Below are 13531 nucleotides of genomic sequence, written 5' to 3' on the forward strand. Positions count from 1 at the left end.
CCCCCGTGTTACGGGCCGCTTAGATAATGAGAATGGGCGGCCCATGCGGGTCCTCCCACTGATCTATCCTCGCTATTTCGCTCCCGGTTGCCTACTTTACGGTTGGTATAACGACCGGTTGGTATAAGTCCGAAATACCCATGGATGAATCGGCCTTCGCGGTAACGGTACCCAATCCCTCCATGGTCAACTTAAATATGCTGCGCGTTTCGTAATAATCGGCGATCTTCGTATCCTTGTCCACAAATACCCTATACGCCATATCGAACCTCATGCCCTCGAGCAGCTGTCCGTACATCTCTTTCATTAATGCGATGTCATCAGGCGTCGCATCGGGGCCCGCCAGCTGGGTGAGTAAATCAAGCAGATATCCCTTAAACTCGTTCGAGTCGAGCTTTATGTAAATCGTGTAATGCGGCTTGCCGTTTACCAACGCGTCGTCACCGAAGGCGACAATGGTCGCAACATCCTTGAACCCGGTAAGGGTCGCGCTCGGGTTCTGTAGGGCGCTGCCGCCGATGAGCGAGTTGAGCATTGAAGAGGTCTGTGCGTCGACCAGCTCCCATGTGCCGTCGACTTTCTCATAGTATTCGGAACCGTTGGTATAGCTTTCGCTGACATCAGCGCCTGATGTTTCAAGGCCAAAAAGGTCTCCGCCGCCCGATGCCGTTGTTGTCGCTTTTATGTATACCTCTTGTGGCTTTCTAAATGCGCCGGTTATCTCCTGAGTTATCGCCATCGGGCCTGAACCGGCTTGATCGGGGAATATAATCAAAGTAGACTTCGTCGTCCCGCTGAACTTGTATGAGGTAACCGCATCAAGCGTTGCCGTTGATTCGTTGAGAATATCCTGTGCCGTCTTGCCGTCACGAATATCGCTGTAGGTAATATCAACCGTTCTGGTTGCGCCAAGCCAGTCAACCGTCGAACCAAAGGCTTCCGCGATGAAGCGCGCCGGCACAAGGGTACGCCCCTCGATCAGCATTGCCGGAACATCCAGCTGTTTCATCGGTGAATTGTCCTTGGTGGGTATGCGGTTTCCTACCTGGAGTTTGACGATATGACCGGATTTGGTGACGATAACGGTCTTGGTTCTCTGGTCCCAGGTAACCCCGGCGCCGATCGATTCGCAGATGGTGCGCATCGGGACCATGGTCCTGCTGGAAACAATGAGTGGTGGGATCTCGGAAGACAGTGCGACTCCGTTGACCTTTACGGTTATCTCCGGAGTCGATGCCCAGGCGGTGCCTGAGAGCAATATGGATATGGTTGCTACAATCAAAGCTACCTTTACTATTCGTTTCAAAATTACCCTCCCTGGCTAAACCTTGATACTATAATCAGTCTTTCAAAAAAACTACTACTGATTATATACGAAGTAGCGGTAGCAAGCTATCTTAAATAGCCCCAAATGTTATTAAGTTAAAGCGTTAAGCAGGAAACTTAACCGCCAAGCTGTTGCTTGTATTCAGCAATAACAGCCGCCTGGATGCGCTCCCGTGTCTCGCTATTGATTGGATGAGCTATGTCTCTAAAATCACCGCTCGGCAACTTGCGGCTCGGCATGGCGACAAAAAGACCCTTCTCACCCTCGACGACACGCAGATCATGAACAACAAACTGGTCGTCGATCGTAATGCTCGCAATCGCCTTGACTTTGTTCATTTCTACGGGTCTAATGCTTACCTTTGTAATTTCCATTTGGGCTCCTTTACTACGATCTTGCCAATCCTATGGCTGAGATTTCTATCTTAGCGCCTTTTGGCAAGCCTGCAACTTGTACGGCCTCCCTAGCTGGCGGTTGCTTAGAGAAATATTCACTGAATACATCATTAACTATCGGAAAGTCTGCTATATCGCTTAAATATACGGTCACTTTCACCGCACCATCAAGAGAACTATTACCCGCGACCAACACCGACTCGACATTTTTGAGGGCCCGCTGTGTTTGTTTCTCGATGCCTCCATCGATAAGCTCTCCTGTTCCAGGGTCGAGCGGAATCTGACCCGAAACAAAGACAAGGTTTTCCGCCTTTATACCTTGAGAATAAGGCCCGACAGGCTGTGGGGCACCATCGGTTATAATGGTTATCCTACTCATTCGTACCTCCACCTAACGCTACCGTTGCCAGCTGCAAATCCGATTCTTTATCGACATCGACTCCTATTTCGATAAACGGAGTTATTATCGCCATACAGGTCGATCGTGTTAGCCGGCCTACCCTCTGCTCAACCTGGCCTATACTTAGCAACCCCAACACAAACCTGAACAAAAACATGATGCCAAGGACCTGAGCGAGTTTTACAGGCTTTTTGCGAAGCTCGTACATACGCTCGATGAGCGCCACGTTCTTGTTTACGAACTCGGGCTCGACAAGCACCAGGTTCCCCCCGGTAAAACGACCTTCCTTTACTTTTACGTAGGTTCGCTTTACTTCAGGAAAGCGCTTCTCGGACTCGCCGTACTTAACTATCGGGTAGTAAATATCCGCTTTGCGTTTTGAGCAACGCCCGAGGAAATCACTGATGGCCTCGGGCGAAATCAACGGTATATCGGTGGACAAGATCAGCACCTGGCTCTTTGCCCCTAGAAAATCGATCCCCGCTTTTGCGACGCCGGGCAGACTCCCTGTCGCCGTTATAACATCCGCCTTTGCGGCCACCCCGTTGAGCGAATGCTCGACCGGCAGCACCACGCAAATACGGTCGATATCCTGGCAGCGGCTTAGCGCATCGACCACGTACTCGAACATAGGCCTACCGTTAACCGGTACCAAGCCTTTTGCCGGCACTTCAGCCAATCCTTTTGCGCTTCCTCCTGCAAGTATTATCGCGTCTACCAACCGATACCGCCTAGAACTATTGTTAAGTGTTACATATTCTTGATAGCTGCTGGATTTCCTCTTAATTTCGGAAAACTTATAAGCACTTATAGGCAGCTACTAAGACTTTAATTATCTTACCGTATAATTACTAAACCTATAAGACCTCTATACCGCTCTTTACCGGTTTTGCAACATCGACGAAAAATTCCGGCTCGGCCGATCTGACCGAATCGGCGACGGCGTTCGCCGAACGAAGGTCTTCACATAAGATAAAAACCGTGGGTCCGCTTCCCGACATTAAGGCGCCAATTCCTCCTGCGGTAACCCCAAGTTGTTTTGCCCTTGAAATAGCAGGATAACGCTTTAGTGCGACAGTTTCAAGAAGATTATCGAGCGATGCCACGATTTGCCCTATATTACGGGCGGTCAACGCCTCTATAATAGTAGCCTTAGCGTTAAGCGGAGTCGCCCGCTCTTCATCAATGGCGTGGTATATTTCAGCTGTGGATACATGCAGTGGTGGCGTTATAATAACCATCGCTGTATCGGGCATCGAATCGAGCCTTGTCAGGATATCGCCCTTCCCCTGGGCTAGCAGCGTCCCCCCTGCCAGACAGAATGGTATATCTGCCCCAAGCGTGGCTCCTATCGCCTGCAGCTCCTCCTGAGGCAAGTTAAGGCCCCATAGGATATTAAGACCGGTAAGCGTGGCGGCGGCATCCGCACTCCCGCCTGCTAATCCGGCCGCAATAGGAATCTGCTTGATGATATGAAGTGAAGCGCCGGCTTGTGTGCCCGCTTGCTTGCGAAGCGTTTCAGCCGCACGAAACGCTAGGTTTTCCTCGCCGCTTAAGGTTTTTTCAGTACAGGAAACAATGATTTCTTGGGCCGGGGATATCTCGATTAGGTCATGAAGGGAGATGCTCTGCATGACGCTTTCGATCTGGTGGTAACCGTCGGGATACCGCGAGATTACATCGAGATACAAGTTTATTTTCGCATGAGCCTTTATCGATAGCATCGTATTGTCGGTGTTGGCACCGGAAACTAAGCGCACAGATCTGCCGCTTTCAAGCTTCCCCGGTTACATCAACCAGGGAAGCAAGTTTTCGCCGTTATCGGGATTTGAAAGTTCAACTGTCTTGGTTAAGACATCCGCATAGCTGTATGAAACTCTGCGGCAACGATTCCGTTTTTCCTCAACCTTCACGACAAATAAATTAGGGTGTGTTTCTTCAAGTACACCCTCTCTTTCAATTATCTTGCACCGTCCCATGTTAGCCTTGAGACGCATTTTTTCGCCCACGAATTCATCGAGTTGCTTTCGAATCCGGTCAACAACCTCAACTTGCGGCAATTGGCCAACTGCCATAATATTTATCCCTCTCCTTCAGGTATTGAAATAAATTATACTTCAAAATTGCGAAAATTTCAAGTTTACCGTCTGGTGCGACTAAATGCAAGTGGTGCTGACCACATTTGATTAATATACGACAAAAATAAACAAATTCCTTCTTTATCGCTTAAGAAATATTCGAGGGATCATCGCTCGCGAACGCGTTCGCGAGCGATGCAAACTCCTCGATAGAGAGGGTCTCGCCCCGGCGTTTGGGATCGATTCCGGCTTTCTCTAAAGCCTGCTCGATTTCCTCGATGCCGAAATCAAGCTCGCGGCTTCCGCGAAGCGCATTCTTTATCGTCTTTCTTCGCTGCCAAAACGCCGCCTTTACCACCTTAAAAAAGAACTCTTTGTTAAAGACCTGCACCCTGGGCTGCGCCAACCGTCTCATCCTGACCACCGCTGAGCTTACTTCCGGTGGCGGGATAAACACGTTTCTCGAGACAATGGCGACCCTATCTACGTCGCAGTAAAACTGCGCTTTTACGGAAAACGACCCGTACTCCGGGGTCGCAGGTTTTGCCGTAATCCGGTCGGCTACTTCCTTTTGTATCATGACCACGTAGAGCTTAAGGTTATCGAACTTATCCAGGTACGTCGCTAGAATCGGCGTCGCCACCTGGTAGGGCAGGTTCGATACGAGCTTGTTAGGGGCGGGAAGGTCGTCCGGCAGGTGCCCGAGATCGACCGAGAGCGCATCGGAAAAAACCACCTTTACGTTCTCAAAGCCCTTAAGGGTGTAGTCCAAAACCGGTGCGAGCTTGCGGTCGAGCTCTATCGGGATGACCATGCCCGCGTTTTTCGCGAGCTCTTGCGTCAGCGTCCCGATCCCGGGGCCGACCTCGGCCACCACGTCGTCTTTTGAGAGTGACGCGGCATCGACCACTTTGCCCAGAATATTTTGGTCGATTAAAAAATGTTGCCCCAGGCTCTTATCGAGCCTGAGGCTAAATTTTTTTACTACTTCTAGCGTTGCCTGCGGTGTTGCTAATGTCACTGGTTCATGCACCCTTCGACTAACGCCCCGAACAGACTAGCTAGGTCGGGCTTTACATATTATTTGCCAAGGATCGTCACCTTGACAGAACGCCTCCCGAACTTAAAGCACTCGCCTGGTGTGTTGTAGCACAGGTCGATGCGATTTCCTTTAATCGCACCACCGGTATCGGCGGCTATGGCTTCTCCGTAGCCTTCGATGTACAACCTTGTCCCAAGCGGGATAACCCGTGGGTCAACGGCTACTACACCCTTGCGTGCCTTCATACCGTTTGCGCATCTACTCCCGACGCCCGGCCCGTAATTGGGCGCATAGGCGGAGGCGCGCATCGTAAACGTTCTGGATCCTGTTGGAACCCTTCCGGCTCCGCGAGATACATATACTGGCGATTCAACTAAGCGGGCAATTTTGCGTTTTGTGCCGACCGCTACCACTTCTGCGAGTGGAGGCGATACCATGCTTTCTAACTTAACTAGCCTTCTTACAGGCCGATCGCCTTCGAATACGACCTCGACAATCCTTAGCAGTAAGCCTGGCTTACCTTGTGAGACCACCACCTGCTGGCCGTAATCCAGCTTCGGGTCGGCGTTCGTGACCCTCTGGTACGCCACCGGAACTTTGGTGACCTCACACTTGCTCTTCACGAGCGTAACTTCCACGGTCATGCCTGCTATAAGCTTTTCGCTTACATTTGGTACTACTTTGTCTACAGGCTTTAACCGCAGACCGATGTCCTTAAGTGCTTCGCCGACAGTGCCGGCTGCGGACATCATGGCAATTCCTTGTTTGTTCATTCTAATAGTTACTGGTACAGCGTGTTTTACTTGTACTGTCATGCCCTCTTTTAATGCAGATGAGGGCTTAGGTGTTACTTCGTCATTTGCCTTAACAGTTACGCCGTTTTCCCTCAGAACAGTTGCTACTGTTCGCGCCCGGGTTGTAATAGTGCTTGCCTTACCATCGATGGTGAGGTTTACAGTCGTCCCTCCGTAGACCATGTCCATCAAGACAAATACCATTATCAGAGAGAGCAGGATGATCTCGTACTTTCTTCCCCTGATACCGCGGGCTAACTGATGAAAACGTGTACTCATCAAATCAGTCCCTTCTGATTTCTGTATTTAGTTGTCAATTTGTTAAGACACAAGTGCAATGACTGCCAGCTATTATACCATAATCGGTTGAGTATTCAAAAAACTTTAACCCATGAGTTACCCATAGGGCGCTTATGCTAAACGACAAAAGCGTTCGGTGGAAGGCACTAGAGAAGTTATTGAGGGGCAAAATGTATGGTCACTTGCTACGTAGATCGTAGCACTCCACTGGCTATTTGTGATTAATCGAGAAGAGTAAGGAAACGTTTTCCTGGGTTGACGCGAGCAGCTTCGAAACGTCGATTCCCTTTATCTCAGCGATTTTTTCGGCAACCAGGCGCACGTTTGCCGGTTCGTTCTTGCGCCCTCTGTGGGGGTGCGGCGTGAGATACGGGGAATCGGTTTCAACAAGGAGTTTTGTGAGAGGCACAAACTTTGCGACATCTACGAGTTCGCCCGCGTTCTTGAACGTAACCGTCCCGGCGATCGATATGTAGAAGTTCATGGCAAGGACCGTCTGGGCATACGCGATGTCGCCACTAAAGCAATGGAATACGCCCTTCTTCGGGCGGTGTTTTGTAATTATTTTAAGCACGTCCTCATCGGCGTCGCGATCGTGTATTATCACGGGCAATCCAAGTTCGCTGGCAAGGTCGAGTTGCTGGGCGAAGACTTTTTGCTGGGTCGGCCGGGGCGAGTGGTTCTTATAATAGTCGAGGCCGATCTCCCCGATGGCTACCACCTTCGGATGCTTGGCGAGCTTCTTCAGCTCTTTTATCGTATCGGGATTAACCGTTTTTGCGTCATGCGGGTGAATGCCGACAGCAGCATAGACTTCATCGAACTTTTCGGCCAGCTCGACCGCCCGATGACTTGAGTCGAGCTTGTCGGCAACCGTGATTATTTTAGTTACGCCCTGCTCCTTCGCACGCGCAACCACGGCCTCTATCGCCTGATCGCTTCCAAATAAATCCAGGTGAGCGTGGGTATCTGTAAGACCAACCGTCTTCTTCATCGTCCTCCCTTAACCAACCGCCAGCTGCGCTATAGACTATGTAGTAACTTTCGGATTGTCATCAATTATAGTACTAAACCGGGTAAAAGTCTTTTCAAAAGACGTGACTTATATAACTAATTTTTATACCCCATGTTTACTCAATTCCTATCAGTTTACTCAATCCCGATAGATTTACTCGATCTCTATACGGGGGAAAAGCGGTGGTGCTTTCTTAACCGATGTCCCCGGCGCAAGAGCGTTCCAGCTTTTTGCATCCCCGATGGTTATCGAGCCGAAATTTTCCTGGCCGAGCTGCTCCCAGATTTGCTCCGCCGTGCGCGGCATCACCGGGCTGACCAGGATAACGATCGTACGGATCGCCTCAAGCAGCGTACGCATGACCGTCTTTAAACGGTCCGTCTGCCCTTCCCGTGCGAGCGCCCAGGGTGCGGCCTCATCGATATACTTGTTTGCCTTTCCTATGATGCGCCAGATCTGCACAAGCGCCTCGCGGATATCCATCTTATTCATGGCCTCATCCACGATCCCAGGCAATGAGAGCGCTTCTACCTTAAGCGTTGATTCAAGGGTGCCTAAGTCTCCGGCCTCGGGGATCTGGGCATCAAAGTACTTGCTCATCATGGCGACTGTTCGGTGGATGAGGTTGCCAAGATCATTTGCCAAATCCCCGTTGATACGGCGTATCAACGCATCCTGGTTGAACTCACCGTCAAGACCGATGCTGATTTCGCGCAGCAGAAAGTACCGGATGGCATCCTCGCCGAACTGCTCGATAAGGCGGTTTGGATCGACCACGACCCCCGTTGATTTCGACATCTTTTGGCCGCCAAGCGTCCAGAAACCATGCGCGAGAACCACCTTTGGCGGCTCGATGCCGAGCGCCATGAGCATCATCGGCCAAATCACCGCATGAAAGCGGATGATGTCCTTACCTATAATGTGCACATCGGCCGGCCAAAATGTCTCGTATTTCCGCTCGTCCTGCAGGTACCCGGCACCGGTGAGGTAGTTGATGAGCGCATCGAACCAGACGTAGATAACGTGGTCGGGGTCGAACGGCACCGGGATGCCCCATTTAAACGTGGTCCTGGAAACCGAGATGTCCTGGACGCCGGTGTCGAGAAAGCTTACAACCTCGTTGCGCCTGAAATCGGGCTGCACGAAGCTCGGGTTGTCCTTGATATACGCCTGAAGACGGTCCTGGTACTTCGAGCTTCTAAAATAGTAACTCTCCTCTTTAAGCCACTCGACCTCGCGTCCACAGGCCGGACAACAACCCCCTACAAGCTGGCTCTCGGGGTAGAAGGTTTCCTCGTGGATGCAATACCAGCCCTCGTAAAAGCCCTTGTAGATATCTCCCTGGTCGTAGAGCTTCTGGAAGATATTCTGTACAACTTTAATATGGCGCTCCTGCGTGGTGCGGATGAAGTCGCTGTACGATATGTTGAGCCGGTCCCAAAGGTCTTTAAACGGCCCTACCATGAGATCGCAATGCTCTTGTGGGGTGAGGCCCCTATCCCGCGCGGCTTTCTCGACCTTCTGGCCGTGTTCATCGGTGCCTGTAAGAAAAAGGACATCGTATCCGGTGAGCCTTTTAAAGCGAGCGAGGGTATCTGCGATTATGGTAGAATAGGCATGTCCTATATGCGGGACGTCGTTAACATAGTAAATCGGAGTCGTTACGTAAAAGCTGTTTTTTGCCGAATTTGCCAAATCAATATCACCTTTTAAGAAAAATTGAGTGTTATTTTATTATATTAAAAGTATAGCACTCGTTGACACAAAATTTTCTCAACCATATAATTGATAACAACCACTTGTCAAGGAAAGCAGCAGGAGGAACCCCATGAAATCCACTGGCATCGTGAGACGAGTAGACGAACTAGGAAGAATAGTAATACCAATGGAGCTAAGACGTACTTTTGGCATAGAAATTAAGGACCCGCTTGAGATTTTCGTAGATGGCGATGCGATAGTGCTCTCCAAATACCAGGCGGTTTGTGTATTCTGTGGCACAGGAACGCAGATAGAAAGCTTCAAAGGGAAAAACGTCTGCCAAGATTGTAAGAAAGAATTGATAACCGATAAAAGGGTGTAGCGTCAGTTAATTTTGGCGCTTGTGATAAGAATAGAGGCTTTGCATCAATTGAGGCTACCGGTTATCCGGTAGTTGGCTTTTGCTCAAGTTAACTTTTGATTTATGAATGGTCTTCTTAATAGACTTTAGGTTAATCCTTTATACCCCGCTCGTGGATATCGAGGACTGACTCGTAGACTGAATGTTTACTGGTGCCAAATTTCTTGGCTACTTTTGAGATCGCCTGCTTCTTTTGTGTACCTTCTTTAATCAGCTCGATGACCGCATCCCGTAGTTCGCTCGTGGTGATGGTTTGCGTTTCCCTTTTTTGACCCGGACCGAAGAGAAGCACGACTTCGCCTTTGATTTCGGTGGTATCCAACCGCTCGAGCAACTCCGACGCCGAGCCGCGGATCACCTCCTCGAATTTCTTGGTAAGCTCGCGCGCTATGACGACGCTTCGCACCGAGTCGATTTGAGCGATCTCTGCGATGGTGGCCTTAAGCCGCCGGGGGGACTCAAAGAGTACGGTAGTGCGCCCGGCCTGCAATAGTTCTTCGAGAAGCGCAGTACGCTCTCCCTTCTTACGGGGGAGGAATCCCTGGAAGATAAAGGTATCGGTTGGCAGCCCCGAAATGACCAGTGCGGTGATAAGTGATGATGGACCGGGGAGCGCCTCAACGGGAATACCGCGCTCGATACAAAGCTTGATCAGCCGGTGCCCTGGGTCCGATATTCCCGGCATACCTGCGTCTGAGACAAGAGCGATCGTTCTGCCCGTCTCCATCGCCTCGACAAGCTCCTCTCCCCTGACAGCCTCGTTGTGTTCGCGGTAGCTCGTCATCGGGGTAGAGATATCGTACCGCGAGAGAAGCTTTCGGGTAACCCGTGTGTCCTCTGCGGCGATGAGGTCGACCTCTTTAAGCATGCGCAGCACCCGCAACGTGATGTCCTCGAGATTGCCGATAGGTGTTGCACAGATATAGAGTTTCCCGGATGTGCTGGTAGCGTTAGATATACCGGTTGATGAGTTCATACCGCCCCTTACCTCTATTGTTGCTATGCTGTGGCTGTGCCGGACTCGCCGGGAAGTTCCCGCTCATTTTCCTTATCCTGCACATCCTGCTCTTTAATATCTCTATCCAAACCTGGGAGCGCCAGGAAGAAGTACGTCCAGAAGGCGCTTGAGAATGCCTGGAAAAAACCGCTTGGAATGAGAAGTAGTATGATCCCCGGAATCGCAACCACCAGGACAAGCCAGATATTGACGCTTGCCAGATAGACGGCCAGAATGCCGATAATAAAGGCGAGGACGGCGAACACTGTCCCAAATACGATTCCGATGCCGACCATGATGAGCCATGCTATGAAGAACTGTCCGGTATGCTTCCTGAACAAAGCGTATGACCGCTTGATCGAATCGATAACCCGCACGCCGTTGATGACGATGAACCGATCTGCAAAATTACCGATAAGCGAGATGACCACCATCGCCGCGATAATCAATAATAAGAGCAGGATGGAAAAGAGGATGAGCGCGATGATCACACCGATAGAGGGGGTTCCGTGCGAGAATGCCAGGACAAACAGGAGCACATCGAACCCGATCAGCACCAGCACCCCAACCAGCACGGGAAGGCCCAGCAACAGCGATTCGCCGAGCAAGGGAAGCGCCTTGCGAATACCAACCGAAAAACCGCCGCGGCCTGTTGCCTCTTGACCGTGCTCGACAGCGGCAACGAGATGTATCAACGACCCCCTGAACACGAGCGAAAAGAAGATGCTGACCAGCGCTATGAGCAAGGCAAGCAGGATTAATGCGCCGACCAGAAGGATGACCTGGCTCTCGCTCAGCCTGCTTATGTAGCGCTCGATACTCGAGCCAAACGAACCGGTCTGGTCTGCGTTGAATGTATAGTTGATAGAATTAAACCCCTGGCTTCCGAAGCCGTTGAACAGGCTAAACAGGATTCCAAAGAACCAGATTATCCTGTGGTCCCAGACGGTCTTAAACGATTTGTTAAGAAACTCGCCAAACTCCATGATAGTGCCCCTTCCACGCCATTTTCGTTGTAATTCGCCACTTTGCCCGGCGCTTCCTGCAAAGAACCAAAGGGATGGGGTCTATCCGCTACTTGATCTCAACGAGCCGATAGTCTCTGACGCCAAGGCCGAGATTCTCCCCGTAGGCCAGCTGGGGACGCCAGTCGATACCGGAGAGGGCCTTGAACTTGTCGCCGTCATCCGGGTTGGCGGGAAGCCTGCTGCCCGCCAACGCCTGAGCATTGTTAACAAGGTCGGCGCTTGCCTGGTCGATGGCGATGGGGTCGAGCGAGGCCAGTATGCCGATGTCCGGGACGATCGGGGCGTCGTTCCATCCCCAGCAATCGCAATCCGGGCTTACGTTAAGGATGAAGTTAAAGAACCCGACTTTTCCGGGTTTGTCTTTTATGACCGCCCACGCGTACTCGACGATTTTCTCCTGGGTCACCTTGGGCTCGGTCGCCCAGTTTACTTCGATCGCACCCGAGGGGCAGGTAACAGTGCACTCGCCGCAGCCAATACATACGGCTTGGTCGATTACCGCAGGGCTTGCGATGGATATCGCCCCTGTCGGGCACCACTTGACGCACTTGGCGCAGCTCGTGCAGGTATCCGGATTAACGCGGGGCAGTACATCGGAGTGCATGACCTGCTTGGCGCTGCGACAGCCCAGTCCCATCCCGATGTTCTTGAGCGTCCCGCCAAAACCGGTAAGCTCGTGTCCCTTGAAATGAGTGAGGGCGATCTTCGCATCCGCGTGATAGACGGCGCTTCCGATCTTCGCCTCTTTGATATGCGTGCCGTCGATATCGACCGCAACGTAGTCCTTGCCGTTGATACCGTCCGCGATAACCACCGGTGCGCCGACGGTCGCGTAGCTGAAGCCGTTTTCAATCGCCGAAATAAGGTGATCGACTGCGTTCGACCTTCTGCCGACATAGAGCGTGTTGGCGTCCGTTAAGAATGGTTTGCCCCCGGCCTCTTTGACTTTTTCGACGACCCGCCGCGCAAAGATGGGCGAAAGAAACGCCGTGTTTCCCGGCTCGCCAAAGTGTACCTTGATAGCGACGATGTCGCCGGGGTCGATGATCGACTTAAAATCCGCCTTATCAAAAAGCTTGCTCGTCGTATCCAACCGGCTCTTTTTACCATGAAAGTTACTGTAGAAAACGTTTGACATTACACACCTCTATACTTACTTACTGTAATTAAAAATCAAGTCTACATTATACCAGGTAAGAAGAATTGATATAGCCTTTCACTCTTCTCTGCTTATGAGACCTCGATTGGTGCGTGATTTTTCAGGTGTCTAAGGGTACAAAAACCTGTAACGCTTTTTACTATATGAAAGGAGTCGTATATGCCCGGCGACCAGCAGGTACTATCGGATGTAGAAGATGCCCTTACATGGGACGTAAGGATTAATGCGGCAAACATCGATGTTTCGGTCACAAGCGGGATCGTAAGCCTCAGCGGCACCGTCGACACCTATACCCAAAAGCTCGATGCCATGCAAATAGCAAGCCGCATAAAAGGCGTGGTCGACGTAAAAAACAACCTTGTCGTGAAACCGTCGGTCATGCGCTCGGATATCGAGATCCAGGACGACATCAAAGCAGCCTTTCGGCGAGACGTTCTTGTCGATGAGACTAATATCGTTGTCAGGGTAAGCAACGGTATCGTGGTGCTGAGCGGCGCCGTCGGAACGATGGCCGAGAAAAATGCGGCGGAGAGCGATGCCTGGCTTACCCCAGGCGTTACGGATGTCATCAACAACATCGTCGTCACCCCGGCGGTTGCCAGGATGGACCAGGATATCGAGGAAGACGTGCGAGCGAGCCTTGCGCGTGACACAAGGATCGACATGAGAAATATCGACGTGGCATCGGTGGACGCGGTTGTGTATTTAAGGGGCCGGGTCGACGATTTTACACAGAAATGGATCGCCTCGGATATCGCCTGGTGGACCCCCGGCGTACGCGATGTTATCAACGAACTCACGGTAAAGGCGGTCGCCTAAGCGACCGCCTTTTTGTTTTTCTATCCTTTTCGCAGCGACCTACCTCTGTTGCATGTCT

Annotated in this window: 15 protein-coding genes; 2 read left to right on the plus strand and 13 right to left on the minus strand. The window is 51.3% G+C overall.

What is annotated here, in order from left to right:
- Positions 1-91: 91 nt before the first annotated feature.
- From ACYC56_RS01720 to metG, 10 genes are all read right to left on the minus strand, one after another.
- A complete protein-coding gene (locus ACYC56_RS01720) occupies positions 92-1306 on the minus strand; it encodes a copper amine oxidase N-terminal domain-containing protein (protein ID WP_461372451.1) in 1215 nt (404 codons plus the stop codon).
- A 137-nt stretch (positions 1307-1443) separates the two neighbouring features.
- Positions 1444-1701, minus strand: a complete 258-nt coding sequence (spoVG, locus tag ACYC56_RS01725; protein WP_286678679.1) for a septation regulator SpoVG — start codon at positions 1699-1701, stop codon at positions 1444-1446.
- Between the two features lie 13 nt (positions 1702-1714).
- Entirely contained in the window at positions 1715-2101 is a 387-nt protein-coding gene (locus ACYC56_RS01730) for a Rid family detoxifying hydrolase (protein ID WP_461372452.1), read from the minus strand.
- On the minus strand, positions 2094-2843 hold the full coding sequence (locus ACYC56_RS01735) for a nucleotidyltransferase family protein (RefSeq protein WP_461372453.1): 750 nt from the start codon (positions 2841-2843) through the stop codon (positions 2094-2096). Before ACYC56_RS01735 ends, ACYC56_RS01730 begins: the two co-directional genes overlap by 8 nt.
- Before the next feature lie 136 nt (positions 2844-2979).
- Positions 2980-3882, minus strand: coding sequence for a 4-(cytidine 5'-diphospho)-2-C-methyl-D-erythritol kinase (gene ispE / locus ACYC56_RS01740; RefSeq protein WP_461372454.1), 903 nt, complete (start codon positions 3880-3882; stop codon positions 2980-2982).
- 27 nt (positions 3883-3909) lie between these two features.
- Complete coding sequence (locus ACYC56_RS01745) at positions 3910-4197, minus strand: Veg family protein (protein ID WP_461372455.1); 288 nt, start codon at positions 4195-4197, stop codon at positions 3910-3912.
- Between the two features lie 151 nt (positions 4198-4348).
- Positions 4349-5221, minus strand: coding sequence for a 16S rRNA (adenine(1518)-N(6)/adenine(1519)-N(6))-dimethyltransferase RsmA (gene rsmA / locus ACYC56_RS01750; RefSeq protein ID WP_461372456.1), 873 nt, complete (start codon positions 5219-5221; stop codon positions 4349-4351).
- A 59-nt stretch (positions 5222-5280) separates the two neighbouring features.
- Positions 5281-6315, minus strand: a complete 1035-nt coding sequence (locus tag ACYC56_RS01755) for a 3D domain-containing protein (RefSeq protein ID WP_461372457.1) — start codon at positions 6313-6315, stop codon at positions 5281-5283.
- Between the two features lie 232 nt (positions 6316-6547).
- Complete coding sequence (locus ACYC56_RS01760; protein WP_461372458.1) at positions 6548-7330, minus strand: TatD family hydrolase; 783 nt, start codon at positions 7328-7330, stop codon at positions 6548-6550.
- 174 nt (positions 7331-7504) lie between these two features.
- A complete protein-coding gene (metG, locus tag ACYC56_RS01765) occupies positions 7505-9046 on the minus strand; it encodes a methionine--tRNA ligase (RefSeq protein WP_461372459.1) in 1542 nt (513 codons plus the stop codon).
- 133 nt (positions 9047-9179) lie between these two features.
- Here metG and ACYC56_RS01770 point away from each other — a divergent pair, with 133 nt between their 5' ends.
- On the plus strand, positions 9180-9431 hold the full coding sequence (locus ACYC56_RS01770) for an AbrB/MazE/SpoVT family DNA-binding domain-containing protein (RefSeq protein ID WP_461372460.1): 252 nt from the start codon (positions 9180-9182) through the stop codon (positions 9429-9431).
- 130 nt (positions 9432-9561) lie between these two features.
- Here ACYC56_RS01770 and rsmI read toward each other — a convergent pair whose 3' ends face one another.
- The 3 genes from rsmI to ACYC56_RS01785 all read right to left on the minus strand — a co-directional run bounded on the left by rsmI (position 9562) and on the right by ACYC56_RS01785 (position 12633).
- On the minus strand, positions 9562-10446 hold the full coding sequence (gene rsmI / locus ACYC56_RS01775; RefSeq protein WP_461372461.1) for a 16S rRNA (cytidine(1402)-2'-O)-methyltransferase: 885 nt from the start codon (positions 10444-10446) through the stop codon (positions 9562-9564).
- A 23-nt stretch (positions 10447-10469) separates the two neighbouring features.
- Positions 10470-11453, minus strand: a complete 984-nt coding sequence (locus ACYC56_RS01780; RefSeq protein WP_461372462.1) for a DUF7544 domain-containing protein — start codon at positions 11451-11453, stop codon at positions 10470-10472.
- An 88-nt stretch (positions 11454-11541) separates the two neighbouring features.
- On the minus strand, positions 11542-12633 hold the full coding sequence (locus ACYC56_RS01785; RefSeq protein WP_461372463.1) for a DUF362 domain-containing protein: 1092 nt from the start codon (positions 12631-12633) through the stop codon (positions 11542-11544).
- 180 nt (positions 12634-12813) lie between these two features.
- On the opposite strand from ACYC56_RS01785, the gene ACYC56_RS01790 reads away from it, so the two are divergent.
- The gene (locus ACYC56_RS01790) at positions 12814-13473 is read left to right on the plus strand and encodes a BON domain-containing protein (protein WP_461372464.1); all 660 of its coding nucleotides are present in this window, start codon (positions 12814-12816) and stop codon (positions 13471-13473) included.
- Positions 13474-13531: the final 58 nt, after the last annotated feature.

This window comes from Candidatus Aquicultor sp., from assembly GCF_054640775.1.